This is a genomic window from Spirosoma sp., from assembly GCF_048594605.1.
In the GTDB taxonomy this organism is placed as follows: domain Bacteria; phylum Bacteroidota; class Bacteroidia; order Cytophagales; family Spirosomataceae; genus Spirosoma.
The window spans coordinates 1-24969 of record NZ_JBMDWV010000307.1; the positions used below are offsets into that span (position 1 = coordinate 1).

21 protein-coding genes and 1 other RNA gene are annotated in these 24969 nt (G+C 47.6%); 9 read left to right on the top strand and 13 right to left on the bottom strand.

Annotation, left to right across the window (positions count from 1 at the left end; translation table 11 throughout):
• Window positions 1-84 precede the first annotated feature (84 nt).
• The 4 genes from ACOJS8_RS18615 to ispG all read right to left on the bottom strand — a co-directional run bounded on the left by ACOJS8_RS18615 (window position 85) and on the right by ispG (window position 3452).
• The gene (locus ACOJS8_RS18615) at window positions 85-639 is read right to left on the bottom strand and encodes a tetratricopeptide repeat protein (RefSeq protein WP_420150052.1); all 555 of its coding nucleotides are present in this window, start codon (window positions 637-639) and stop codon (window positions 85-87) included.
• 165 nt (window positions 640-804) lie between these two features.
• Complete coding sequence (locus tag ACOJS8_RS18620) at window positions 805-1155, bottom strand: MmcQ/YjbR family DNA-binding protein (protein ID WP_420150053.1); 351 nt, start codon at window positions 1153-1155, stop codon at window positions 805-807.
• Entirely contained in the window at window positions 1152-1340 is a 189-nt protein-coding gene (locus ACOJS8_RS18625) for a DUF6728 family protein (protein ID WP_420150054.1), read from the bottom strand. Before ACOJS8_RS18625 ends, ACOJS8_RS18620 begins: the two co-directional genes overlap by 4 nt.
• Before the next feature lie 105 nt (window positions 1341-1445).
• Window positions 1446-3452: a (E)-4-hydroxy-3-methylbut-2-enyl-diphosphate synthase gene (gene ispG / locus ACOJS8_RS18630; RefSeq protein ID WP_420150072.1), complete on the bottom strand. Its 2007-nt coding sequence runs from the start codon at window positions 3450-3452 to the stop codon at window positions 1446-1448.
• A gap of 336 nt (window positions 3453-3788) precedes the next feature.
• Between ispG and ACOJS8_RS18635 the strand changes: the two genes are divergently transcribed.
• The gene (locus ACOJS8_RS18635; protein ID WP_420150055.1) at window positions 3789-4160 is read left to right on the top strand and encodes a hypothetical protein; all 372 of its coding nucleotides are present in this window, start codon (window positions 3789-3791) and stop codon (window positions 4158-4160) included.
• 69 nt (window positions 4161-4229) lie between these two features.
• Here the strand turns inward: ACOJS8_RS18635 and ACOJS8_RS18640 are convergent, their stop codons facing one another.
• Entirely contained in the window at window positions 4230-5102 is an 873-nt protein-coding gene (locus ACOJS8_RS18640; protein WP_420150056.1) for a lysophospholipid acyltransferase family protein, read from the bottom strand.
• A gap of 70 nt (window positions 5103-5172) precedes the next feature.
• On the bottom strand, window positions 5173-6045 hold the full coding sequence (locus ACOJS8_RS18645) for a lysophospholipid acyltransferase family protein (protein ID WP_420150057.1): 873 nt from the start codon (window positions 6043-6045) through the stop codon (window positions 5173-5175).
• Between the two features lie 121 nt (window positions 6046-6166).
• Here ACOJS8_RS18645 and ACOJS8_RS18650 point away from each other — a divergent pair, with 121 nt between their 5' ends.
• Together ACOJS8_RS18650 and ACOJS8_RS18655 are read left to right on the top strand one after the other, a co-directional pair.
• Window positions 6167-6835, top strand: coding sequence for a WbqC family protein (locus ACOJS8_RS18650; RefSeq protein WP_420150058.1), 669 nt, complete (start codon window positions 6167-6169; stop codon window positions 6833-6835).
• Between the two features lie 62 nt (window positions 6836-6897).
• Window positions 6898-9426: an ATP-dependent Clp protease ATP-binding subunit gene (locus tag ACOJS8_RS18655; RefSeq protein ID WP_420150059.1), complete on the top strand. Its 2529-nt coding sequence runs from the start codon at window positions 6898-6900 to the stop codon at window positions 9424-9426.
• 67 nt (window positions 9427-9493) lie between these two features.
• Here the strand turns inward: ACOJS8_RS18655 and ACOJS8_RS18660 are convergent, their stop codons facing one another.
• The 3 genes from ACOJS8_RS18660 to ACOJS8_RS18670 form a co-directional block, all read right to left on the bottom strand.
• The gene (locus ACOJS8_RS18660) at window positions 9494-11251 is read right to left on the bottom strand and encodes a GMC oxidoreductase (RefSeq protein WP_420150060.1); all 1758 of its coding nucleotides are present in this window, start codon (window positions 11249-11251) and stop codon (window positions 9494-9496) included.
• A gap of 83 nt (window positions 11252-11334) precedes the next feature.
• Window positions 11335-13041 (bottom strand): FAD-dependent oxidoreductase, encoded by a 1707-nt coding sequence (locus ACOJS8_RS18665; RefSeq protein WP_420150061.1) that lies wholly within the window; start codon window positions 13039-13041, stop codon window positions 11335-11337.
• A gap of 120 nt (window positions 13042-13161) precedes the next feature.
• Window positions 13162-13920: a phosphatidylinositol-specific phospholipase C/glycerophosphodiester phosphodiesterase family protein gene (locus tag ACOJS8_RS18670; RefSeq protein WP_420150062.1), complete on the bottom strand. Its 759-nt coding sequence runs from the start codon at window positions 13918-13920 to the stop codon at window positions 13162-13164.
• Between the two features lie 329 nt (window positions 13921-14249).
• Between ACOJS8_RS18670 and fabG the strand changes: the two genes are divergently transcribed.
• Window positions 14250-14996, top strand: a complete 747-nt coding sequence (gene fabG / locus ACOJS8_RS18675) for a 3-oxoacyl-[acyl-carrier-protein] reductase (protein WP_420150063.1) — start codon at window positions 14250-14252, stop codon at window positions 14994-14996.
• Between the two features lie 89 nt (window positions 14997-15085).
• Entirely contained in the window at window positions 15086-17218 is a 2133-nt protein-coding gene (locus ACOJS8_RS18680; RefSeq protein WP_420150064.1) for a VWA domain-containing protein, read from the top strand.
• Window positions 17219-17543: 325 nt separating this feature from the next.
• Here the strand turns inward: ACOJS8_RS18680 and ACOJS8_RS18685 are convergent, their stop codons facing one another.
• From ACOJS8_RS18685 to ACOJS8_RS18700, 4 genes are all read right to left on the bottom strand, one after another.
• Entirely contained in the window at window positions 17544-17714 is a 171-nt protein-coding gene (locus ACOJS8_RS18685; protein WP_420150065.1) for a hypothetical protein, read from the bottom strand.
• 12 nt (window positions 17715-17726) lie between these two features.
• Complete coding sequence (locus tag ACOJS8_RS18690) at window positions 17727-18209, bottom strand: DUF6932 family protein (RefSeq protein ID WP_420150066.1); 483 nt, start codon at window positions 18207-18209, stop codon at window positions 17727-17729.
• A 27-nt stretch (window positions 18210-18236) separates the two neighbouring features.
• Window positions 18237-20672, bottom strand: coding sequence for a helix-turn-helix domain-containing protein (locus tag ACOJS8_RS18695; RefSeq protein ID WP_420150067.1), 2436 nt, complete (start codon window positions 20670-20672; stop codon window positions 18237-18239).
• Window positions 20673-20751: 79 nt separating this feature from the next.
• Window positions 20752-21174, bottom strand: a complete 423-nt coding sequence (locus ACOJS8_RS18700) for an EamA family transporter (RefSeq protein ID WP_420150068.1) — start codon at window positions 21172-21174, stop codon at window positions 20752-20754.
• Window positions 21175-21388: 214 nt separating this feature from the next.
• On the opposite strand from ACOJS8_RS18700, the gene ACOJS8_RS18705 reads away from it, so the two are divergent.
• The 4 genes from ACOJS8_RS18705 to ACOJS8_RS18720 form a co-directional block, all read left to right on the top strand.
• Window positions 21389-22417 (top strand): Smr/MutS family protein, encoded by a 1029-nt coding sequence (locus ACOJS8_RS18705; protein ID WP_420150069.1) that lies wholly within the window; start codon window positions 21389-21391, stop codon window positions 22415-22417.
• 58 nt (window positions 22418-22475) lie between these two features.
• Complete coding sequence (locus tag ACOJS8_RS18710) at window positions 22476-23846, top strand: DUF4403 family protein (RefSeq protein ID WP_420150070.1); 1371 nt, start codon at window positions 22476-22478, stop codon at window positions 23844-23846.
• A 52-nt stretch (window positions 23847-23898) separates the two neighbouring features.
• Window positions 23899-24396, top strand: an RNA gene (gene rnpB / locus ACOJS8_RS18715) — RNase P RNA component class A.
• Window positions 24397-24527: 131 nt separating this feature from the next.
• The coding region (locus ACOJS8_RS18720; protein WP_420150071.1) for a 30S ribosomal protein S16 at window positions 24528-24969 on the top strand (442 nt) is incomplete at its 3' end.

Consider the following 24969-nt stretch of genomic DNA (forward strand, 5'->3'; position numbering starts at 1 on the left):
TAAAAAAGGGCTCTTCAACTTGAAGAGCCCTTTTTTAGGCTGTGAACAAAATTTAACGCTGAATCGCTAATCAAAACTCCCAGGTTACTTTCGTTGAAAAACGGGGCGGGTAAATGGAGGCTGACGAAGAATGTTGAACGAGTTCTCGTCGCCAAGCGTGACTGCCCGACGTAGATCGTTTTCGGCCTGAGGGAGCTGCCGAAACTGAATACGGGCTAAAGCGCGCCAGCGATACGCATCCGGTTTTTCGTCCCGGAAATGCCAAACCGCTTTGTCAAATTCCCGAAAGGCGAGCTGGAATTCCTGCGTATTGTAGTAAGCAACGCCACGATCCAGGTAACACTCAGCGAGTGTATTGTCCAGATTGATTGCCTGGGTCAAATCGTAGATGGCAGAATAATAATTTTCCTGAACGAGATGACACTTGCCCCGGTAAGCATAGGCAACAGCGGATTTTGGATACTGACGAACAACGTCGTCGAAAAAGCGATGCGCTTCATCGAATTTTCGGCTATTAATTAATTCAATTCCTGATCGGAAGCGTTTACGATCTTTATCGGCCAACGTATCGTGATCTACCAGAAAATAGCGAATTGTCAAATAAAGTGAAAAAAGCAGACCTAGCGCTACAACTTCCATATCTCAGTCTGGTTTATCTAATTCTGCGAATTTACAATCTTTGGCCCGATTTGGGCAAACAAATCAGCAATATTAGAGGCAAAGGATTCTTGAAATTTCGGGCTTCCGGTTCGCATTTGCTCGGCAAGCTTATTTGTGAATAGGGTAAGAACATCCTCAGCAATTTCAGCCCAATTGAGCCTGAACAGCCTTTGGTAAACTCTTTCTAACCAACTCAAATGAGTGATCAATCCACTCCTGAAGCTCACTTGTACGCACACGCCCATCAACCGTGACTGTATTCCAGTGTGTTTTGTTCATGTGGTAACCCGGTGTTACGGCCGAATGTTCTTCACGTAGCTGGACGGCTAACTCAGGATCGCACTTGAGGTTAATCGTGGTGGGCTGACTTTCTGTTGACAGTAGCGCAAACATCTTTCCGCCCACTTTAAACACCAGTGCATCGCCCCCGAATGGAAAGGATTCGGTTACGCCAGGTTTGGCAATGCAATACTCGCGAATGGTTTCTACGTTCATCGGAAACAATGCCGTACGGTGTAGACGATTATTGCAAACAGAAACATAAGAATCGAGATTCGATTGATGCCATGCATCATCCGTAGGTTTACACTGCTTGGAAGATTAGGGTCAGGCTTGCGAAACACGCGCAGAAAATAAGCGAAAACAGGGCCAATTTTGAGGTAATCAATGAATCTATTCACGGGCGGTTAGCGAAGAACGTACAACGAATAATACTGCTCATTTAGGTAACAAGAATGGCGTCGGAAACATTGCCGAAACCTTAATTATTCATCACACTTTTTCCCTTAAAGATTCTCTACTGAGGGCTCTATCCAGCGGTTGTCTTCGCGGATTAGCTCGATCAATTCGTCAACGGCACGTTCGGCAGAAACCGATTTTTTAATAACCTGTTGGCCCCGGTACAGTGCAATTTTATCACGTCCGATACCCACATAGCCATAATCAGCATCCGCCATTTCGCCCGGACCGTTAACAATACAACCCATAATGCCGATTTTAACTCCTTTCAAATGATCGGTGCGTTGCCGAATCATAGCCGTAGTTTCCTGTAAATCGAATAATGTACGACCACAGGACGGACACGATATGTATTCCGTTTTCGTAATGCGGGTTCGAGCTGCCTGTAAAATGCCAAAAGCCAGGTTGTTGCGCGATTTTAGCTGATCCGGATTCGTCGCCGACAGCATAATGCCATCACCCAAACCGTCGATTAGCAGCCCGCCTACATCGGTAGCGGCATAAAGTGCTAAGTTTTCGGGTGCTACGTCGGTATAGGTACGTTGTACAACAACCGGCGAATTAATTCTCTGATTGATTAGTTCGACAAACAACCGACGCAATTCGGGCATGGCATGCGCATTATCGGTCTGGATAACCAAAACGGCGGTAGTGTCGGAACGTAGCGTATTTAGTATGTCAGTTGATAAATCCAACAGAGTAAGTTGAACAAAATTCAGCCGGGAATGCAGGATTTGGTTCTCTGAGCGAGCTTTTTGGTACGTATCGGATACGAGTAACGGGAACGTATTGACCTGATCTGAAACGGTTTGCCAAACGCCGTAATCCAGAATCTGCTTCAGCCCGTTGGGCAACATGAACTGCGCTGGATGAGAACCTGTATAGACGTAATCGGCCCCCAGATCGTTCATGCGCCATTTGTCCGGTTCGGGCAGATAGAAATGGCCGATTGGCTTTAAATCGTCATGCGTCTGAACAGCTACCTGGCTGAAATCGGCAATGACACGTGGTACATTCTGCCCGCCAAAATTGACAACTTCCTGGGTTGTCCGGCGAGAATACTGGAACGGATTGACAGGATACGTAGTAATCGGCGGAATAGGATTGCTACGTTCTGCCCGATTCGTGTAACGATCGATCAGGGCTTGTGCTACAGGAGCTTCGCGTTCAGGCTCTTCCGTTAAGGATACGCGTACCGTATCACCAATACCATCTTCTAACAGCGTACCGATACCCAGCGCCGATTTGATACGTCCATCTTCGGCTTCGCCCGCTTCCGTTACGCCCAGGTGGAGAGGGTATGGTTTTAGCCCTTCTTCGTCCAGACGTTGCACCAGTAATCGATACGCCTGCACCATCACCTGCGGATTACTTGACTTCATCGACAGAGTGATGTTGTAATAATTTTCGTCTTCGCAAATTCGCAGAAATTCAAGTGCCGACTCCACCATTCCGACGGGCGTATCACCATAACGGCTTAGAATCCGGTCGGACAGCGAACCATGGTTAGTTCCGATGCGCATGGCCGTACCGTATTCTTTACAGATACGTACCAGCGGGAGGAATTTGTCCCGAATTCGGGACAGTTCCGACGCATAAGCCGCATCGGTATAATCGATGAATTCAAAGCGTTTGCGATCGGCATAGTTACCAGGATTGATACGTACCTTCTCCACAATCCGGGCGGCCAGTTCGGCAGCATTGGGCGTAAAGTGAATGTCTGCAACCAGAGGTGTAGTATAACCTCGCGCTCGTAATTCTTTACGAATATTCTCCAGATTCTGCGCTTCTTTGACGCTTGGAGCCGTAATACGCACATACTCACAGCCAGCTTCAATCATGCGAATGACCTGGTCTACGGAGCCCGGTGTGTCCATTGTATCTACCGTTGTCATCGACTGTACCCGAATTGGATAATCGGACCCCATCGGGACGTCGCCGATATGGACCGTGATGGTTTTCCGGCGGATGTATTCGGTTAACGAGGGTGTATAAAGCGTGGGTGCATCAGTCAATGTGGCTGATTGTGAAGGCGTAATCAACGAATCAAGCATACGAGTAGCGGCAGTGCCGGTTGGCCAGACAAAGGTACGGAAAAAGCGGTTTCCCGGTTTTCGATTGTCTACACTCACAACGTAACGCCATTAGAAAGTGTTCGGGTGATGGCCTGGCCCAGTATGCTGTTGCAGAAAATAGTGGTATTTTATTGCGCTACTTTAACCATACCAATCCATTATCATTGAGTGCATAGATATGATTATGGTCTGATAATGAGTTGATTAGTTAATTTTTTGAAAACAAAAATTACGGGCAACCAGTTTAAGAGTCATAAATTACCATATAAGACAATCAACCAGAGCATTACACCTTGATTTAATTAAGAAACTGTTATGAAAACGAAAATAGTAAGTATACTGGCTATTGCTACTATACTAAGTGTTGGAGCATATGCACAGGACTCATCAACGATGAGCAAAAAGGAAATGCGCCGTCAGGAAAAAGCGGAACGCAAGGCTCGCGTGAAAGAAGATCTGAACAATGCTGGGCAGAACATCGGTGATGCCGCTAAGGAAGCTGGAAAAGGAGCAAAACGCAAAGCAAAAGCCGCCAGTGAAGCGGTTGATACAACCGCACAAAAAGTAGGGAATGCGGTCAATAGAGGATTAGATAAGGCCGAGAATGCCATTGTTACAGAAGCCGATAGAATCAAAGCGAAGCGTGATTCAGCCCGGACAGAAAAGGCCCGGCGGGACACATTATAATTGGTAGTTCATACCCTACAATAAAAATAGGACGTAACGAATTGATAAATTTCGTTACGTCCTATTTGTCTATTCTAGTTTCGCCCCTACTTTAACCCATTTTTCCCGCCAGTGTTTCCAGCGTTTATGCGACCACAGCCAGTCTGATGGGTTATTACGTATTGCTTCTTCGAGCTTGTCGCGGTAACGTTCCAGAATAGCACCTTCTGGCAGATCATTAAAGGGTGGGGCGGCAATGAGCGAGAACGTACCTTCGTAATGCCCGCGTTTCACACGCACCAGTTCCAGAAAAAAGACAGGGAAACTGCGACTACGGGCAAGTCGTTCGGTACCCGGGTAAAAAGGCGTATCCTGATGCAGAAAATCCATCCAGTGCGCCTGCTCCGGTACGTCGGGAACCTGATCAGCTACGAGGGCAATAACACGGGGTATATCTTTCCGAACAGCTAGCTGACGTGGCAACTGTTTCATAGGTGTAGGAATGGCGCCGTGACTTCCCCGGACCTGCTGCATGAACACTTCCATTTTTGGATTGGTCAGTGTTTTATAAACGCTATCGACCGGAATGCCAATGACAACGGCAGCCGAAGGAACCCACTCCCAGTTGCACTGGTGCGAACCCGTACAGATGACGGTTTGTCCGGCGTTTATATATTCCTTTAGTAGCGATGGATTCGTGTAATGTAGCCGTTTCTGAAGTTCCTGTGGCGAAATATCCGGTAGTTTGACGGTCTCTACCAGAATATCGAGCAGATTTCTGTAAAAGCCTTTTGCCATCTGCTTCAGTCGTTCAGGTGACTCGTCGGGAAAAGAACGTTGCAGGTTATTCAGAACAACAGTTTTTCTGTATCCAACTACGTAGTAAATAAGAATGTAAAGTAGATCAGAGAGAAGATAAAGTAAGCTAAACGGTAAATAGGATAAAAAACGAAGAAACAGCATTTCGCGAAATAAGAGAATCGGAATAGTCAAAATTTACGCAATATACTGTTTTACAGAATATTATACTCTTTTATTCTAGTTTCGCCCCTACTTTAATCCATTTTTCCCGCCAATGCTTCCAGCGTTTATGCGACCACAGCCAGTCTGAGGGATTATTCCGTATAGTTTTTTCAAGCAGATCGCGGTAGCGTTCCAGAATGCTGCCTAAAGGTAGATCAGTGTAAAGTGGTTCAGCAATTAATTTAAACGTCAGCTTGTAATAACCCCGACTCAGCCGTACCATTTCAAAATAAAAAACGGGCAGTTGCCGACTACGAGCCAGTCGTTCACCGCCTGGGTAGAAAGGGGTATCCCGGTGCAGAAAGTCAGTCCAATAGGCTTGCTCCGGTATGTCGGGAACCTGATCAGAAACTAAGCCAATCACCCTGGGTATATGTTTACGAGCGACCATCTGCCGTGGCAAAGTATGCATCGGTGTGGGAACTGGTCCAAAACTAGCCCTGATGTAAAGCATTAACTTCTCATAAAATGGACTGCTCAGAGGTTTGTAGATGCTATCTACCGGTATACCATTCAAGACCATTATAGCCGGAATCCATTCCCAGTTACCTTGGTGAGATGTCATCCCAATAACGGTTTGACCAGCCTGTATACGCGGCTGTATTACATCTATATTGGTGATCTTAACTCGCCGTTTTAGTTCGTCTGGTGATAGGGCTGGGAGTTTAATAGTTTCAACGATGATATCGGCCAGATTACGATAGAATCCTTTGGCGATTTGGTTAATTTCTGCTGCTGATTTCTCTGGGAATGAAAGCTTTAGGTTTTCCTGGATAACCTGGCGTCTATAGCGGATTATATGCAGTAATAAAAAATATAATACATTGGAAATACCATATAAGATACTAAATGGCAAGCGCGATAAAAAGCGAAAAAACCTCATTTGGAAAGAGCAGACTTAGTAAACGATGAAAGCATCATTTTGTCTAAAAATTAAAAATTTACAAAAATCGTTGGTGGTATGAAATTTTTGCTTTATTTGTGAACGGATACGTTTGTTTTGATTGGAAAAGTACCAGATAACGCCGAATCCGGTCGCGTCTCAGCCGACCAACTTACTTATTGAATTACACTACCTGCCTTGTTTAGATTATATATCAGGAGTAGTGCAATTCGAAAATGTTCGACTTGAGGCCCAGGAGCATTATCAGAAGCAAAGTTACAGAAATCGCTGCTACGTTCTGACGGCAAATAAAGTAGATGTCCTCACCGTGCCTGTGCAGCAGGGGACGCATCATCAGCCAATCCGCGATCTTAGGATCGACAATAGTCAGACTTGGCGAATGCACCACTGGCGATGTTTGCAGGCGGCTTATGGAAAGGCACCGTTTTTTGAGTATTACGCGCCTGACTTTGAGCGGGTCTACAAAAAAAACTGGACGTTTCTGTTTGAATTAAATTTTGAGTTGCTGACAATTTGTCTGAAACTACTGCGGGTACGCGTCTCCATTGACCTGACAGATTGGTACGATAAAGACGCACCAGTTGGCTCATTTGATGCCCGGTCAAGAGTAAATCCGCGAAATCAGTCGGAATCGTATCTATTTCATAGACCGATTGGTTATCTGCAAAATTTTGGCCAGGAATTTGTACCAAATCTTAGTATAATAGACCTGTTGTTCTGCCAGGGACCGGCCGCTTCGGACGTGTTGATGGCCGGTCTTCGGGAGTGAACAAATCCTTTAAACTCTTCGTTAGGCCAGTAGTACGCTTACCTAAGGAGACCCTAAAACGAATGGAAGCAAAATTCTCAAATCGCGTCAAGGAGGTTATCACGCTGAGTCGGGAAGAAGCCTTGCGCCTGGGCCACGATTATATCGGCACGGAACATCTGCTGCTTGGTATGATTCGTGAAGGAGAAGGAGTTGCAGTGGGGCTGCTGAAAAAACTCGGCATCTCGCTCGATGAACTTCGGGTTACCATTGAAACGGCTACAAAAGGAACTGCGACCAACAATGTGAAAAATCTGGCGAATATTCCACTGACTCGTCAGTCAGAGAAGACGCTGAAAATCACGTATCTGGAAGCTAAAATCTTTAAAAGCCCGCTCATTGGTACGGAGCACCTTCTGTTATCGATTCTGCGCGATGAAGACAATGTCGCCACGCAGATTCTCAATAAGTTTAATGTTAATTACGAAGTCATTAAGGAGATGCTGGAATATCAATCTTCAGGAAGCCGTCCGGTGATGGGCCCTGAAACCGATGATGACGACAACGACCGTGGGATGTTCGGCGGCAGCAGCTCCAGCTCTGGCAAAGATCCAAAAGGCTCCGAAAAATCGCGGACGCCCGTGTTGGATAACTTTGGCCGTGATCTGACTAAACTCGCGGAGGTCGGTAAACTTGATCCGATTGTTGGTCGTGAAAAAGAAATTGAGCGTGTGGCCCAGATTTTGAGCCGTCGGAAGAAAAATAATCCGATTCTGATTGGTGAGCCGGGTGTTGGTAAAACGGCTATCGCTGAAGGCTTGGCGCTACGTATCGTTCAGAAAAAAGTATCACGGGTGTTGTTTGGCAAGCGCGTTGTTACGCTCGATCTGGCATCGCTCGTAGCGGGTACAAAATACCGGGGTCAGTTTGAAGAGCGGATGAAGGCCGTTATGAACGAACTGGAAAAATCGCCGGAAGTGATCCTGTTCATCGATGAGTTGCATACAATCGTTGGGGCTGGCGGTGCATCGGGCTCGCTTGATGCGTCGAATATGTTCAAACCGGCATTAGCACGGGGCGACATCCAATGCATTGGTGCTACTACGTTGGACGAATACCGTCAGTACATTGAGAAGGATGGTGCGCTGGCCCGTCGTTTCCAGATGGTTATGGTCGACGCTACGTCGATTGATGAAACCATCGAAATTCTCAATAACATCAAGGATAAATACGAAGATCACCACCACGTCAATTACACGAAAGAAGCAGTTGAGGCTGCTGTGAAATTGTCGGAGCGTTATATCTCTGACCGTTTCCTGCCCGATAAAGCTATCGATGTACTCGACGAAGTTGGGGCTCGCGTACATATTTCCAACATTACGGTTCCTGAAGATATTCTGAAGCTGGAAGAGCAGATCGAGAATATCAAGAAGGAGAAAAACCAGGTTGTTAAGAGCCAGAAATACGAAGAAGCAGCTCAGCTCCGCGATAAGGAAAAACGCCTGATCGATCAGCTTGAGCGCGCAAAACAAGCTTGGGAAGAAGATACCAAAAAACGTCGCTATACGGTTAATGAAGAAAACGTAGCTGAAGTCGTAGCGATGATGACGGGAATCCCGGTTACGAGCGTATCGAACGACGAAGGTAAGAAACTCGTCAACATGGGCGAGGAACTGAAAGGCAAGGTTATCGGCCAGAACGCTGCCATTGAAAAACTGGTGAAAGCCATTCAACGGACACGCGTTGGTCTGAAAGATCCTAAGAAACCAATTGGTTCATTCATTTTCCTAGGACCGACAGGCGTTGGTAAAACGGAGTTGGCCAAAGTACTTGCTACGTATCTGTTCGACAAAGACGATGCACTGGTACGTATCGATATGTCGGAATACATGGAGAAATTCAGCGTTAGCCGACTGGTTGGTGCCCCTCCGGGATACGTTGGTTACGAAGAAGGTGGTCAGTTGACCGAGAAAATCCGCCGGAAACCCTACAGCGTTGTGCTACTGGACGAAATCGAAAAAGCACACCCGGATGTGTTCAACATTCTGCTGCAAGTGCTCGACGATGGTATTCTGACGGATGGTTTAGGGCGTCGGGTAGATTTCCGTAACACGATCATTATCATGACCTCGAACATTGGGGTTCGTGACCTGAAAGATTTCGGTGCGGGTATTGGTTTCTCAACGCGTAAGTCAGCCGAATCTCAGGATGAGTTGATGAAAAGCACGATTCAAAGTGCCCTTCGGAAAGCGTTCTCACCTGAGTTCCTCAACCGTCTGGACGATGTGATTGTGTTCAACTCGCTGCAACGCGAAGACATCCACAAAATCATTGACCTTATGTTGGGCAAGTTGCTCAGTCGCGTGACCAACCTTGGCTATAATGTTGAGTTGACCGATAAGGCGAAAGATTTCCTGGCAGAAAAAGGTTACGATCAGCAATACGGTGCCCGTCCGTTGAGCCGTGCTATTCAGCGTTACCTCGAAGATCCCGTTGCAGAAGAAATTCTAAAGGGCGAACTAAAAGATGGTGACGTAATTATGGCCGACTACAGTGGCGAAGGTGAAAACCTGACCATTACGGTAAGAAAACCAGAAGCTGTGGTTGAATAACCTATAGATTACACAATAAAAAAGCCGTCTGGGTGCACAACTCAGACGGCTTTTTTATTGCGTAAGTTTAAATACTTTTCTGCTTCACCTGATCAATCAGATATTCCGAAGTACGCATAGAAGCCGCCAGAATCGTCCACGTTACGTTCTTATCGCCCTGAGAAACAAACGGAGCCGCATCAATCACAAATAAGTTTTTGACGTCATGAGCCTGCTGATACTTATTCAGGGCCGACGTCCGTGGATCGCTACCCATACGTACCGTACCTACTTCATGAATGATACGTCCTGGAGCTGCCAGACCGTAACCGTGAGCCGTGTTAGGGCCGGGTTTTGGGCCGAGCGGAATACCACCCATTGCGTGAATAATTTCCTCGAACGTATCCTGCATGTGCTTGGCCTGTTTTACTTCGTAATCCGACCATTTGTAGTGGAAACGCAGCACAGGAATACCATATTTATCGACCTTATCGGGGTCAATTTCGCAGTAATTGCTTTCGAGCGGTACAGGTTCACCTCGCCCTGACATGCTGATATATGCGCCGTAAAACCGTCGATAGTCATCTTTTAAACTTGCACCATAGCCACCGCCCACTTTTGTTTTTCCATCCCGACCCGGAATGGTTCCGTTGAGTGATTCGATGCCTGAGCCATAACCATAGCCCGGCATAGTCATGCCGCCACCGTATTCGATATGATACCCACGCGGGAAATCAAGTTTTTTATTGTCGAGCCACCAGGGCGTAAAGACGTGCATACCGCCAACGCCATCCTCGTTATAGCGTTTACGGTCCATTAGAGCAGGCACGAATCCCGAGCGGCTTGCTCCCGTCGAATCGTTCAGGTATTTACCAACAACACCACTACTATTGGCCAACCCATTGGGGAAACGCGCCGATTTGGAATTGAGCAGAATCCTGGCCGACTCGCACGTACTGGCTCCGAGCATAACCGCTTTGGCACGTATCGTTATTTCCTGCAAGGTCGCTTTATCCACGTAGCTAACACCCGTCGCCAATCCTGTTTGCGGATCGGTCAGGACTTCACGTGCCATAGCGCCGTTTATCAGTGTTACGTTTCCCGTTTTAACGGCTGGGATACACAAAACCGATGAGGCCGAAAAATCGGCATACGCCTGACAGCCCCGGTTACACTGACGACAGTAAAAGCACGAGCCCCGTTCGTTGTTGATTGGCTTCGTCAGAATTGAAAGTCGCGACGGAATAACTGGAATCCCGATGCTACGTGCCCCTTTCCGAATCATCAGTTCATGCAGACGTGGTTTGGGTGGCGGCAGGAAAATACCATCGGGTTCATTTGGTATATTTTCGATAGAACCAAAAACGCCAATGAGCCGGTCGACACGGTCGTAAAACGGTTTCATGTCCTCGTAAGTAATAGGCCAGTCGTCGCCGACACCCGTAAGTGAACGACGACGGAAATCGTCGGGACCGAAGCGCATGGAAATACGACCCCAGTGATTGGTGCGTCCGCCCAGCATCCGCGAACGAAACCAGTCGAATTCCGTACCGGCTTTGGCAGAATAAGGTTCTCCTTCAATCTCCCAGCCACCCCAGGCCGCGTCGAAATCACTACCCGATCTGAACTCGGTAGCAGCACCGCGTCGGGGCGATTCCCAAGGCCATTTTAATTGGGTAATGTACTTTGGATCAGCCGGATCATAGTAGCCACCTGCTTCGAGCAAGGCTACTTTCGCACCCGCTTTGGCCAATGTATAAGCTGCCATACCACCGCCAGCACCAGAGCCAACAATGACTACATCGTACGTAACAGGAGGCTTCTTGATTTGAGGAATATCGAGCATACAAACTATAGATTAGGTAAGTCAATGAATACGTAATACTATAAGCTAAATCCAGGTAAGGTTTACTGACTGACTGGAGTCAATTACAGCGTCAGCCGCTGTTTATCGGCGAGCAGTACTTTGTTTAGCTTTTCGTAAGGCAACCGCTGGGGCGTTATGTTATTGATGATCGACAGAACGGCGGACGTAGCAGCCGATTGCCCCAGAATCATAAACACGGGTTCCATACGTATCGACCCATAGGCAATGTGCGAACTTGACACACAGACGGGCACCAGCAGATTACTACATTCTGCTTCTTTGGGAAGAATTGATCCGTAGGCAATTGAGTAAGGCTTGTCAGGATGAACGCCAATATCTCCTTCGTTCTGGACAAATCCATCCTCTTTAACGTAGCGCTGCGAATTGTGAGCGTCCAGCGCATAAGACCCCATGCCAATCGGTTGTGGTACCGTTGTTTTTCCGAGCGCATCGGCCTCTTTCATTACAAAAACGCCGAGCATCCGCCGGGCTTCCCGAACGTATATCTGGTGCGGCCAGTGCCCATTGTCAATAAATTCATCTTTAGCCAGACCCCACTGTTGCATCTGGTCGTGAACATCTTTCGGAACTTTCGCATCATTCGCCAGAAAATACATCAACCCTTTCTGGTATAATTCATGGTCCTTAATAATCTGTTTGCGTCGTTCATACGTAGCGTCGGGGTAATCGTAATTTTTGCCGAGATAATCTGTGCTAAAAGGACCGTGGTTATTCGTATCCGTTTTGCGATTCGGGATGGCGTCATATTTATTGAACGTCTCACGCCAGCCACTGGCAAACACGCGCGCCAGGAGTTCGTAACGCGCTGGATCATATCCTTCGGGTTTCGGGAACGGTATACGATTGTCGGGATGATTGCTCAGGCACATCCGGAAACAATACGCCTGAATTTTGTGGTCGCCTGTGCCGTTTGTCCCGGGTTTCTCTGCCGACACTTCGGGCAGCAATCCGCTTTTTGGATCATCAGCAACTTTGTACGGACTGATGTTCGTCTTGAAGTAATGGCCATGCTGAAAAACACCCGCCTGTACACCATTCCACTTTTCGTCATAAACGCTGTTGGCTTCGCGCCCTACGTGGTATTTAACGCCAGCGGCTGCCATCAGGTCGCCCTCATACGTAGCGTCGATAAACATTTTGCCTTCGTAAACCGTACCGCTCAGCGTACGGAAAGAACGAATTGCGTTTCTCTGTTTCGATACGCCCTTCGCCGAACGGTCGAGCCATTCATTCCGGTAAACAGGAATTTTGTATTCTTTCACGAAATCCTCAAAAACCTTTTCGGCAGCGTGGGGTTCAAAAATCCACATCGTCCGATTGGTTCCGTCGATAGCGGGAGTTCCCTGTCCTTTGTTGCCGTATTCGGTCTGTTTTTGCCATTTCCACGCTTCATTCGTTTGATAGTGCTGGTACAAACGCTGATAGAATTCGCGGGAGAGCCCACCAATCACTTCTTTATTGCCTGTATCAGTAAAGCCTAAACCGCCCGCCGATAAGCCGCCCAAATGGTTTTCGGGAGAAACAACAATAACCGATTTTCCCATTTTTTTGACCTGAACCGCTGCCGTCACGGCCGCCGACGTACCACCATAAATGATAACATCCGCTTGGCGGGTTGCTGTTGGTTTCGATCCCGTTGGGGTGAAACCGGCCAAGAGTAGAAGTAGGGTAAAGAGGCTGGTTGACTGGAAAAAGAGATGAACGTGAGAAAAAGGTTTTGACGTAGTGAAGCGGGAGTCGTTTTTCATAAAAAAGCGGTTCTTTGCTGAATTAGAGGATTGTAACCTCTTTCAGTAAAGAACCGATACGTCCTAAGCTACTTTGTTTTCGTTGGGCGGAATCATTCCAAGGCGTTTCTCTCGCAATTCTTAGCGCATAGCCTGTGCACATTCTGCCACTTTATCCGTATTCAGTACGTCGACGCCTAATTTTTTCAATTGTTTCCAACCGGCAGGATTATCGGGAATAGCCCAGAAACGGATAGGCTTATTATCGCTATGCGCCCGCTTTATAACCCGCTTTAATTTATCCCGATCTAAGTCTGATAACTCATCCGTGCCGTTCCATTGCGAATACGAACGAAAATTATCGCTGATGAGCGCCACACGCTGGAGCGTTTCCTGGTCATATACTTCGCTGGGGCGGCCATCAAACTGAATCAGCGGATAATCGAGATAGTGTTCTAGTTTGGGGCGATTGCCGCTCACAATAACCTGCACCGCTTTGGGGTTGGCCGATCGGCTGAACACCGTAAGATGTTGCTGAAGCAACTCAATTAGCTTCGGCAATACGTCAGCGGGGTTGTCTTTTATATCGACAACCAGCGCAAATGTGTAATCGCGATCCGGGCTTGGCTTCCCTTTGTTCTGCTCAAACAACTGGGCAATTGGTTTCAGGTACAGGGAATCTAGGGTAGGAGCGTTGGCTTTTGGTTTGTCGTGCGAGACAACCAGTTTACCATCCTGTAACCAAATGTCGGCTTCGATAAAGTCGGCTCGTTGCTCATACGCCCGGGTAAATGGTTGCGGTTGAGCGTAATCATTATGAGCGTGAATTTTCTGAGCAAACGTAGTAAGCGTAGAGGCAACCAGTAAGGTCAGTTGTATTAGATAAGTGATACGTAACATGGCAGGGTTGGTTCAGTAAATCCAGCAAAAACGATTCTGCGTCGGTTCGTAAAAGATGATACGAAATTCTGATGAATTCCCGGCAAAGTAAAGGGCTCTTCTGGCAATACCAAATGAGTTGGCGAGTTCAGACGTGAATGATCTGCTTATCGATGGTTACTGGCCGGATTGACCGTAAATTTTGCCATTCGCTACGTATTGCAATAGCAATAAACTGCCTCTAAAACCCTATTTTTGATAACATTTATTGTATAAAGAGCGACGGATGATGAGTAATTAGTTACGGTTCGGCTCATTATACAGTTGTCATTCTACCATAATTATTCAAAATGAGTTTACTGCAAGGGAAAGTTGCTTTGATTACGGGCGCTTCGCGCGGAATTGGCCGGGCCATGGCCCAAAAATTTGCCCAGGAAGGCGCTGCTGTTGCCTTCACTTATCTGTCGAGCGTTGAAAAAGGACAGGCATTGGAAGAAGAGCTTCGGGCTTTTGGTGGACAGGTGAAAGGCTACCAATCGGATGCCTCCAATTTTCAGGCTGCTGAAGAGCTCATCAACAACGTATTAGCCGACTTCGGGAAGCTCGACGTACTGATCAATAATGCTGGTATCACCAAAGATGGTTTATTGATGCGAATGTCAGAAGAACAATGGGACACCGTTATTAACGTTAATTTAAAGTCGGTGTTCAATTTGACGAAGGCGGCCATTAAACCCATGATGAAAGCAAAAGCTGGTTCGATTATTAACCTGACATCGGTTGTAGGAATTCGGGGTAATGCCGGGCAAGCCAACTATGCTGCTTCCAAAGCTGGTATCATTGGATTCACTAAGTCGGTCGCTTTAGAACTGGGGTCACGTAATGTTCGATCCAACGCTATTGCTCCAGGCTTTATTGAAACCGAAATGACCGGCGAAATTAACGAGAAAGCGCTCGAAGAGTGGAAGCAGCAGATTCCAATGAAGCGAGGTGGCCAGCCCGACGAAGTTGCCGACTGTGCTGTTTTCTTAGCTTCCGATCTCTCCCGCTACATCACCGGACAGGTGCTACAGGTAGATGGAGGAATGTTAACTTAGTGAGGAAGGATAAGTGATGAGTGATGAATGGGCTGACGTCAGAGATATTTATCACTTATCGTTCATCGTTCATCGTTCATCACTTACTTATGAATTTTATTTTTCAATCCTCACCCTGGTGGATTTTAGTGTGCTTTCTGATTGGGGCCCTGTATGCATTTGCCATGTATCAGCCACTCCCCCGATTAGCAACGAATGGGGTAACCGTTGGTGGATTCGATAAACGGACGACCTACGGATTGGCAGCGCTGCGGTTTGTGGTCGTCAGCTTCATATGTTTTCTCCTGTTGAATCCACTGATTCGAAGCTTACGAACGCTAACCGAAAAACCGAACGTAGTGCTGGCTATCGACAATTCTGAATCGATAGCAGCTGCAGGCCGACCAGCGCTCAATCAGTCACTTACCGCATTGCAGACTCTTCGGCAGCAGTTGGTCGACAAAGGATTGAATGTTTCGATTCGTACGTTTGGCGACACAGCCTCAAGAGACGACCTGACCCAAATTCCGTTTACGCAACGTACCAGCGATTTGTCTGGCTTACTATCCGGGATTCGCTCCGATTATGAAGGTCGGAACCTTACCGACGTAGTTCTCGTATCGGATGGAATCTTCAACCAGGGCTTGTCGCCCACATTTGGGCAGTATCCGTTTGCTGTTCAGACAGTTGGCCTGGGCGATACCATTCCAAAACGGGACATTCAACTCAAAGGTATTATTGCCAATCGAATCGCCTATCTGGGCAATCAGTTTCCAGTACAGGCCGAAATCGTAAGCAACGGCTTTCAGGGACGTAACGCAACGGTCGTGCTGCGCCAAAATGGGAAAGAACTAGGACGCCAGTCGATCAGCTTCGGAAAGAATGATACCGGTTCGCCGTTGCGATTCAATCAGCTTACGTTTCAGACTACCGCGACCCAGAAAGGTGTACAGCACTACGTAGTGGAAGTGTTGCCACAGGCTGGCGAGTTCAGCACACGTAACAACCGGCAGGACGTGTACCTGGACGTCATTGACGGCAAAGAGAAAATTCTGCTGCTGGCGCTCGCTCCTCACCCCGACGTGAAAGCGATCCGAAATATTCTGGAGCGGAATCAGAACTATGAGCTGGACGTTCGGATTCTGACCGGCACCGCTGCTGATGCAACCCCACCTACCGACAAAGTCTACGACCTGCTTATCCTGCACCAGATTCCGGATAATGGTGGCGTAGGAAATCCACTGATTCAGAAATATTTTTCCAGAAATACACCCGTGCTGTTTGTATTGGGGAATCAATCGGCGCTAGGGCCATTCAATACGTCAAATTCGGTCATGCAGGTGGCCGCTCAATCTAATCAAAGCGATAAGGTAACGGGCTTTTTTAACCCCGAATTTCGACAGCTTAATCTTGACCCCGACCGATTAGGAATTTTGTCTAAGCTTCCACCTATGCTGGTTCCATACGGTGAGTTCAAATTACAGCCCGGCGCCGAAGTGGTATTGTGGCAGCAGGTTGGTAGTGTCCGTACCGCGAAACCGTTGTTGGCTCTCAACGTAACAAGTCCGCGAAAAACGGCTGTTCTGGCAGGAGAAGGATTGTGGTCATGGCGGCTCGAAGAATACGCTTTGACCGACAAACAGGACGTTGTGGATGAACTGATTCAGAAAGTAATTCAGCTTATTTCGGTGAAAGAAGATCGCCGTAAGCTGCGGGTGTATCCGATACGTAATGAATTTGTAGCGGGCGAGAAAGTTATTTTTGAAACAGAACTGTACAACGATATTTACGAGCGCGTATTCGACAAACCGGTTCGGTTGGAAATCAGCGACGAAAAAGGGATAACCCGTTCGTACAATTATACGCCGACATCAGCCAACAGCCGCTTCGAAATCAGCCGCCTTCCCGAAGGAGCGTATCGGTTCCGCGCTACGGTCAGCGTGAACAATCGTGCGGAGCAATCGTCTGGACAGTTTGTAGTACGTGATCTGCAGCTTGAAGCGCTCAATACCACCGCTGATCATGGTATGCTTCGTCAGTTAGCTCAGCAAACCGGTGGGCAATTCTATAACGCCAATCGCATCAACGACCTCGTTCAAAACCTGACAACTCGTCCACATCCGGCCCGCCTGACCAGCACCGAAGAAATGAACGAGTTGATTAACTGGCGCTGGTTGTTTTTCGTCGTGCTGACACTAGCCGCTATTGAGTGGGGATTACGTAAGTTCTACGGCGGGTACTGAGAAGATTATAGCTTCTTTTACGCGTAAACTTTTCTAGTTGAAATCACTGTTTTTACGCTAAAAGCAGAAACCGATAATCTGTATATTCGGAAATTAAATTACCAGCGCTTCTAGTTGATCCTCTAACTGCTGCCGTTTCTCAGCAGAATAAACATCCCAACTCGTTAATTGGCTTATAGATTGATACGTTTCAGATTCTTGCAATGCTTGAACGTCTGCTTGCAGTTGGGTCACAAGCGCCGTTAATCGGGTTCGCGCGCTAAAGCTGGCGATTGGGTGGTTTTAACGAGGTCGGTGGTGAAGTTGTCGGGCATGCTTGTGTAGATTACCGTTTCAACTTTTCTTTACGGTCTTCGAGACTCTGAATCATAAGTTCATTGGGTACTGAAGGTTGTTGCTGCTGCCGTTGGCGAAGCTTTTTTAGCTGTTCGTCTGTCTGGCGGATGCGCTCAGACGAAAACACTTCCAGTCGTTTTTTAACTTCACTTAATGACATGGTTTTACCTGATTAATTTAAGTCCATTACTAATTCAATAATTCCCTTCGGAAATCCCTTGCGATCTGTACCGAATTGATCTTTCCAGTAAGTTACTAATTCCCCGGATTCAGCGGTTGAATTATGTAGTAAAAAATAAGCATCAGTCCGGTACGTTTGAAAAGCATTTTGAGCAAACAACGGTTCAAACAAGTCTTTGTTTTCTCGTAGACTGGAGTCGTCATCTAATAAACTTAGCACATCAATATCATTCGGATTGAGCTTATTAGATGTAAAACTCCCGTTTATCCATAGTGTCCAATTACCGCTATAGGCGACTTGGTTCAACGTATCGCCTAACGATTCAATGTATTCAAGCATGCCTGTATAGATGGCCACCCGTGTGCTAGAAAGCGGGAAAGAGGTCACAAACATCTGTTCAAATTCATCGAGCGAATCAATACGGATAAGCTCGTAAGGGAATAAGTTACCTCGGTTATCGAAATAATACGTCATTCTGGAGTTTTGCCGATAGTAATAGTCTCATTCCCCAATCTTGCTCATTTCGGCGCGGATGGCGCTAAACACGAACCGGATTTCGCCGTATGTTACGCTGCTGCCGAGCCCTTTCATCACTTCGCCCATCGTTGTAGGGCGATACGTATCGAGGTAGGTGCGGATGGTTGCCAGTTTGTCAGCCGAGAGTACGTCCTCCACGGCCAGTTCGCCCGCAGCGATGGCTTTGGCCAGGTGGCCTTCAACGGTAGAAACGGCTAGGCTGCGTTCGGTAGCAATGTCAGCAATGGTTTTGCCCGACTGGAAAAGCGCTACCGTAGCCGCGCCAGAATCGCCCTTGGCGGGTTTCGGTTTCTTTTCTTTGGGAGCCGCCGAACGCGCGGATCGTTCCAGATAGTCCCGAATAACCGCCAGTACGTCCTCGCCAATCTGTTTGACTTTGGTTTTACCAAACCCTTTGATAGCCAGAAGCTCATCTTTGGTGGTTGGGCGAAGACGAGCCAGTTCGACGATGGTTTTTTGAGGCAGAACCATGTAGCCCGACGTATCGTGTTCTCCGGCAAGGTCATTCCGCCACTTTATCAAGGCACCGTATAAGCCCCCTTTTCCTGTTTCGTCGGTATTACGTTCACTTTTCTTTCGACTGGACTGAAAATCCAGTTCGGCCCGGTTGCGAGCCTGCAAATAGGCCAGCCCGTCAAAACCTTCCCGGCAACTTTCAAAACTGCGAAGCTTGCTGAATAACTCTTTCTCCAGCTCGTCCATCACTTCCTGAATAGCTTCGCGAACTTGTTTATTGTCGCAGTCGGTCGGGCATTGCTGGAGCAGCGGCATCAATTCATGGCCCAGTAAGGTCTGGAAATACGTAGCAGCTTTCCGGACACGCTCCTGCAACGCTGCGTTTGTTTCAGGCAAATCGTTGCTGGTAAAGTATGCCGGTAGCTGCTCCAGAAACCGTTGCGTTACGTCCCGGACTTTCGTCCGAAATTCTTCGGACAACTGCGAGATCATAGAACTACACGCTTCGTCCAAACTGCTGGCATGTTCATTGACGATTCGGCGGCATCGGTACAGTAGCGAACCGGTCCGTTCGAACGAAAACAGTTCCTGAACCAACTGTTGCTGATTGGTACGTTTGGCGTCGTACAGGTGCTGTTCGGTGGGCGTTTGTTGCTGAACTTGCACGTGGAAATCTTCCAGCTCCAGCTCGGTTTTAATACTACGTGGCGGAATAGGGGCACGTAACACCAATCCGTCCAGCGTTTTACAGCGACTGAGTGCTACATATACCTGCCCGTGTGCAAACGCAGCCGACGCATCAATAATCGCTTTCTCGAACGTAAGACCCTGACTTTTGTGGATCGTAATGGCCCAGGCAAGTTTCAGCGGAAACTGGGTGAACGTACCGATGGCCTCACTTTTTATTTCTTTCGTCGTGGGATCGATGCTGTAGCGAATATTAGTCCAGGCGGCTGGATACACAGAAATTTCGTCGCCATTCGACTGACTCGTTACGTAGATCACATCGTCGTCCATGCTGGTTATCCGCCCAATTTTACCGTTGTAGTACAGCTTATCGCGGGAAATGTCATTTTTTACAAACATGACCTGCGCACCAACTTTTAGGTCCAGACTAACTTCGGTGGGGTAAGCGTGCGCCGGGAAATCACCTTCAATAACGGCTTCGAACGTAGCAAGTGGCGTTTTTAATGCTTTAAGTTTGGTGATGTTGATCTGCTGCGCCGTTGTGGTATGCGTCGATAACGTAATATAGCCTTCCGCATCGTCGGGCGCGAAATCAGGAACGTAGCGCTGGTTGAGATCAGCTAGCTGCGCCGGAGTGATCGTTTTTTCGCGAATGCCGTTAAGCAAACTAATAAACCGCTCGTCGGATTGTCGATAGATGTGCGTCAGTTCAATTGATACGTAGGGCGTCTGACGTAATGCGTTGCTACTGAAAAAATAGCCGGTTTCGTAATAAGGCTTCAGCAGTTCCCAATCTTCATCTTTAATGACGGGCGGCAATTGCTGCATATCGCCAATCAGCAATAATTGTACGCCACCAAAGGGCTGGGAGCTGTGCCTGTACCGACGAAGAATCTCATCAATTCCGTCCAGAATATCAGCCCGGACCATACTGATTTCGTCAATCACCAACAAATCGAGGGTACGTAGCAGATTGATTTTTTCGCGGTTGAACTTCCGCCCTTCGCGCTGGGTAGATCCTGGAACTAACGGACCGAACGGAAGCTGAAAAAGAGAATGGATCGTTACGCCCCCGGCATTGATGGCTGCTACGCCCGTTGGGGCCACCACCGCAAGACGTTTGGCGCTGAGCTGTTTAACCTGCTGAAGAAAAGTCGTTTTTCCGGTTCCGGCTTTCCCGGTCAGGAATATATTTCGGTTTGTGTGGAGAACAAAATTGTGGGCCAGGTTAAGTTTTTCGTTTGCGGAAACAGCCATAAAAACAGAATGGTATGAATCCTACAAATGTAATCATACAAAAAACTCTTTTCACGCGCGCACAGCTTTGTTTGGCTGCTCACTCGCGCGCTATCGCAATCATAATAGCGCCAATTCCCATCAGAATAGTGCCAACGATAACCTGCCAGTTAAGTTTTTCTTTAAGAAATACGCCAGCCATAAATACCGCAAGTACGAGTGAAAAATTGGTTAAAGGCGAAACCTGAGAGGCATTGCCCAACTTAAGCGCCCGGAAGGAGAAGAGCGACGACAGGCATGTAACGACTCCGGCAATGATCAGATAGATCCAAACTTTTCGCTCAATACGCGTAACATCAGACAAATTACCCTGACCGATTACAACGCTCCACGAAACCACCAGAATCATGACTGATTGAATGGCAAACGCTACGCTTGAGTCTACTTGTTTAATGCCCACTTTAGAAAGGGTAACGACGGTAGCGGCTGATAAAGCAGCCAGTAGAGCAAATACAATCCACATGAAGTTGATGAATAACGTAGAGTAAAATCAGGACTACAAGTCTCAGTAAAAGACTGTTGAATCATAAAGCGAAAAGTGAAGCAAAATGATTTAAAAATTACTGGGAGTGTTTTAGACGTATAAGCGTTATACTTTTGAATTGGCTGGTCGGGTGTTATTAGCAACTTATACGTACTAACAACGCCCGACTGCCAACTACTAATTATCGACTGCTATGAATATTGGGGATAAAGTCCGGCTTTTACGGGCCAAAGAACAGGGTGTTGTGTCGCGATTTCTGCCCGGCGACATGATTGAGATTGAAATTGAGGATGGATTTCGGATTCCGGTTATGCGTTCAGAGCTGGTGCCGGTTTCGCCGTTAGAAGCGGAACGGCTGCTAAAAAATAATCCATATGCACCACAGAAAACGGTAATACCATCGGCTTCGGCCATTCTGGCCAATCAGGGCATTTACCTGGCCTTTGTACCGGTCAACGACCGTGAGTATACCTTACATCTCATTAACAATACCGACTGGGAATTTCCTTACGTATTAGGTGAGGAATCGGCCGGAGTTGGGGGAGGAGTGCAGTTTCGTGGGGTACATAGCGGTGTTTTGAAGGCTAAATCGCAGCAGAAAATGAACGACTTATATACGCACGCTACGTTCGAAGAATGGCCGACCTTTGTGGTGCAGGGGCTCTGGTTTCGGGCAGGAAAATCGTCGTTGCGGTCTCCCCTTGTAAAACGTTTCAAGGCCAGAGCATCAACGTTTTTTAAGGCTAAAACAACTGTTCCTGTTTTACAGCAGCCCGGCTTTGTGACGCAACTTGATGCCGATTCGCAGGAGGGGCTTCAGCAAACGCCAGCCAGCAATCGTTCCAGTCAGCCAAAACCAGCTACAATTCGGCCAGAGGACTTAAAAACGGAAATGCTCAAGTCTAAATCCGATACGAATGCTGTTTCGATTGAACGGCCATCGTCGGTCGTTGATTTGCACGTAGAAGCCTTATTGCCCAACGGACACGGAAATCGAGGTCCGGCTGATCTGCTGAAACTTCAGCTTGATACGTTTGAAAAGGCGCTGGAAAATGCGATTGCCAGTGGTATGCACGACATTACGTTTATTCATGGCGTAGGGAGCGGTGCGCTACGTACTGAGCTGCACAAGCGGCTGGGTCAGCACCCGAATGTTAAATTCTTTGAGGACGCTCAGAAACAGAAGTTTGGCTATGGTGCCACCAAGATTACGATTAAGTAAGTGGACTTCAGCGGTTTCAGTACGTCAGAATTGGCTGACGTTACTTTTTTGGGTATTTATGCTGATTGGATGTCAGCCATCCAAAAATCGTTTAAACCCGCAGGCTCCTAAAGAAGCCTATAAAATCACTGAGATGGAAGTCCGTAATGAACGTTTTTTGTCGACCGTCCATGTTCCTGTTTCCATTGCGCTGTCGGATATTGAGCGGCAGATTAATGCACAGGTTTCGGGGCTGATTTATGAGGATAAGAGCCTGGAAGATAATAACAGTGACCAGTTTATGACCAAGGTCTGGAAACGGGGCACCATCCTCCTGACTGCTCAGGATAGCCTGTTTCATTTTACTGTTCCTTTGCGTATTTGGGTAAAAGCGGGCGTTTCTGTGCTGGGATTTACCCAGTATAAAGAAACCGAATTCGAGATTGATCTGCGGTTCAAGACGAAGTTTGACCTTGAACGCGACTGGTCTGTGCATACCCACACGCAGGCTGATGGTTATGGATGGGTTCGTCGTCCGACGGTTAACGTGATTGGTCTGAATATTCCCATTACGAACCTGGTTGGTAAAATTATTGATAAAAACCTGGGCACGATTACCAAGTCCATTGATCAGCAGATTCATCGGAACGTTGATCTTCGCACACCGGTTCTGAAAGCCTGGAATACGTTACGCGAGCCTTACCTGCTTTCGGATAAGTACCGAACGTATCTGCAGGTTGTTCCAAAACGGGTACTCATTACACCATTACGTTTCGAGAATCGATTTATTCGGGCTACTATTGGTATTGAAGGCTTTACGTTGACAACCACAGGCGCAAAACCCGAAATTCGACCAGCGGTATCACTCCCGGATCTGACCGTAGTGAATCAGGTAAAAGATGATTTTCAGATCGGCTTATTGAGTGAGGCCAGTTATGCGGAAGCCGCCAAACTGGCTTCTGAAGAGTTTGTTGGAAAAACGTTTTCATTCAGTGAGGATCGGTATAGTATTACCATCACCAGCATGGATCTCTACGGACAGAATGAAAACCTTATTATCAAAGCGGGACTGAAAGGGACTATCAACGGCGATATCTACCTGAAAGGGCGACCGTATTACGATGCGCATGATCAGACAATTTCTCTGAAAAATCTGGAGTACGATATTGATACAAAGAACGTATTGGCCCGGTCGGCGAGCTGGCTGCTAAAGGGCACGTTTGCCCGGACACTGGAAAAACAATTGACAATTCCGGTGGGCTCTCAACTAGCCGATATGCAGAAATTGTTGCAGGAACGGCTTAAAAACAATCAGTTGGCAAAAGGAGTGGTCATTAATGGACGTATCGATGAGATCAAACCCGATCAGGTGTATTTAACCCCCACCGCATTACTAGCGGTAGTAAACGCACGCGGTCGAATTGACATAAAAGTAGACGGCTTACAATAAAAGGTTGTCTATGGCTATTGCTGACAAAGTCCGTACCTTTACAGCCCCAAACAATCCAGGCTGGCTTATCGCGTCCGAGTGATCGGGCGAGGAAAGTCCGGGCAGCGTAGAGCACCCTACTTCCTAACGGGAAGGCGACCGGCTGGGAACGGCCGCTCGACAGACAGGGCAACAGAAAATATACCGCCAGGGATTAATGATTGAATGACTGAATTGTTGAATGATTGAATAGACTTGCGCTAGCTATTTTTAATTCAAAAATTCAAAAATTCAATCATTCAATCATTCAATCATTAATCCCTGGTAAGGGCGAACCGGTGGGGTAAGAGCCTACCGCCCAGTGGGTGACCAATGGGGCACGGTAACCCTTAGGGGCTGAAAGACCAAATAAGCGTCGGATGCGCGGCTGCTCGTCGCCAGCGGTTCGAAAGGACCAACGCCGATGCGGGTAGGTCGAACGAGGTGTCGGGCGATCGGCATCCCAGATAAATGATAAGCCATTTCGTGAATAGCGGAAGGACAGAACCCGGCTTATAGGTCTGGATTGAATGGGATTCTTTTTTGTTGAAAATTCCGTACTGTTTTACGAGTTGGAATAACATTCGCCTTAATTTTTTTCGTACCTTTGCGGCCACGTTTTACAGGGGGGATGCGTCTCTCATCAAAACCAAACAAGCACAAATGGCTGTTAAAATTCGTTTAGCGCGTCGTGGACGCAAGAAAATGGCGATGTACGACATCGTGGTAGCAGAATCAACTTCTCCCCGCGATGGCCGGTTTATCGAAAAAATTGGTACGTACAACCCCAACACCGACCCTTCGACGGTCGTAGTAAAGTCGGAGCGGGCCGTTTACTGGCTCATGGTGGGCGCTCAGCCAACCGACACCGCCCGTTCGGTGCTGTCGCATGAGGGCCTTATGTATCGTAAACATCTGCAAGTTGGCGTCAACAAAGGAGCCATCACGCAGGAGCAGGCCGACGAGAAATTTGCTGCCTGGAAAGATGATAAGCAAAACCGCAAAGCGGGTGCTGCCGATACAAAAGCACAGACTAAAGAGCAGGCTCGTGCTAATCGTCTGGAAGCCGAGAAAAAGGTAAATGACGCGCGTGCCGAGGCTCTCG

Coding starts and splice junctions, on each gene's coding strand:
- ACOJS8_RS18615 (WP_420150052.1), bottom strand. CDS start 639: ATGGAAGTTGTAGCGCTAGGTCTGCTTTTTTCACTTTATTTGACAATT.
- ACOJS8_RS18620 (WP_420150053.1), bottom strand. CDS start 1,155: ATGAACGTAGAAACCATTCGCGAGTATTGCATTGCCAAACCTGGCGTA.
- ispG (WP_420150072.1), bottom strand. CDS start 3,452: ATGCTTGATTCGTTGATTACGCCTTCACAATCAGCCACATTGACTGAT.
- ACOJS8_RS18635 (WP_420150055.1), top strand. CDS start 3,789: ATGAAAACGAAAATAGTAAGTATACTGGCTATTGCTACTATACTAAGT.
- ACOJS8_RS18640 (WP_420150056.1), bottom strand. CDS start 5,102: ATGCTGTTTCTTCGTTTTTTATCCTATTTACCGTTTAGCTTACTTTAT.
- ACOJS8_RS18645 (WP_420150057.1), bottom strand. CDS start 6,045: ATGAGGTTTTTTCGCTTTTTATCGCGCTTGCCATTTAGTATCTTATAT.
- ACOJS8_RS18655 (WP_420150059.1), top strand. CDS start 6,898: ATGGAAGCAAAATTCTCAAATCGCGTCAAGGAGGTTATCACGCTGAGT.
- ACOJS8_RS18660 (WP_420150060.1), bottom strand. CDS start 11,251: ATGCTCGATATTCCTCAAATCAAGAAGCCTCCTGTTACGTACGATGTA.
- ACOJS8_RS18665 (WP_420150061.1), bottom strand. CDS start 13,041: ATGAAAAACGACTCCCGCTTCACTACGTCAAAACCTTTTTCTCACGTT.
- ACOJS8_RS18670 (WP_420150062.1), bottom strand. CDS start 13,920: ATGTTACGTATCACTTATCTAATACAACTGACCTTACTGGTTGCCTCT.
- fabG (WP_420150063.1), top strand. CDS start 14,250: ATGAGTTTACTGCAAGGGAAAGTTGCTTTGATTACGGGCGCTTCGCGC.
- ACOJS8_RS18680 (WP_420150064.1), top strand. CDS start 15,086: ATGAATTTTATTTTTCAATCCTCACCCTGGTGGATTTTAGTGTGCTTT.
- ACOJS8_RS18685 (WP_420150065.1), bottom strand. CDS start 17,714: ATGTCATTAAGTGAAGTTAAAAAACGACTGGAAGTGTTTTCGTCTGAG.
- ACOJS8_RS18690 (WP_420150066.1), bottom strand. CDS start 18,209: ATGACGTATTATTTCGATAACCGAGGTAACTTATTCCCTTACGAGCTT.
- ACOJS8_RS18695 (WP_420150067.1), bottom strand. CDS start 20,672: ATGGCTGTTTCCGCAAACGAAAAACTTAACCTGGCCCACAATTTTGTT.
- ACOJS8_RS18700 (WP_420150068.1), bottom strand. CDS start 21,174: ATGTGGATTGTATTTGCTCTACTGGCTGCTTTATCAGCCGCTACCGTC.
- ACOJS8_RS18705 (WP_420150069.1), top strand. CDS start 21,389: ATGAATATTGGGGATAAAGTCCGGCTTTTACGGGCCAAAGAACAGGGT.
- ACOJS8_RS18710 (WP_420150070.1), top strand. CDS start 22,476: ATGCTGATTGGATGTCAGCCATCCAAAAATCGTTTAAACCCGCAGGCT.